Annotated in this window: 1 protein-coding gene; it reads right to left on the bottom strand. The window is 34.6% G+C overall.

What is annotated here, in order from left to right; genetic code table 11:
- The coding region (locus VJI94_RS08855; protein ID WP_324009109.1) for a hypothetical protein at window positions 1–234 on the bottom strand (234 nt) is incomplete at both ends.

Below are 234 nucleotides of genomic sequence, written 5' to 3'. Positions count from 1 at the left end.
TTGACCCACTTTTAAAATGGGCGACTTTTCTTTCACCAATGCTAACAGTTTTTCGAGTTTGATCGGTTGTGCCTGTAAAGACCAGGTTGACAACATCATTACAATAATAAGTAATGGTTTCATAGGTATTTGAATCTTTTTCTTTTCAAATAAAAGATACAAGGAAGGCAATACAAAAAGAGTGAGTAATGTAGCTGATAATAACCCACCAATTACAACCGTTGCCAATGGTAT

Origin of the sequence: Parvimonas sp. D9, from assembly GCF_035282565.1 — a bacterium.
Taxonomy (GTDB): Bacteria; Bacillota; Clostridia; order Tissierellales; family Peptoniphilaceae; genus Parvimonas; species Parvimonas micra.
Note: the sequence above shows the minus strand (reverse complement) of the source record. Positions and strands in the feature narration are given on the sequence as shown.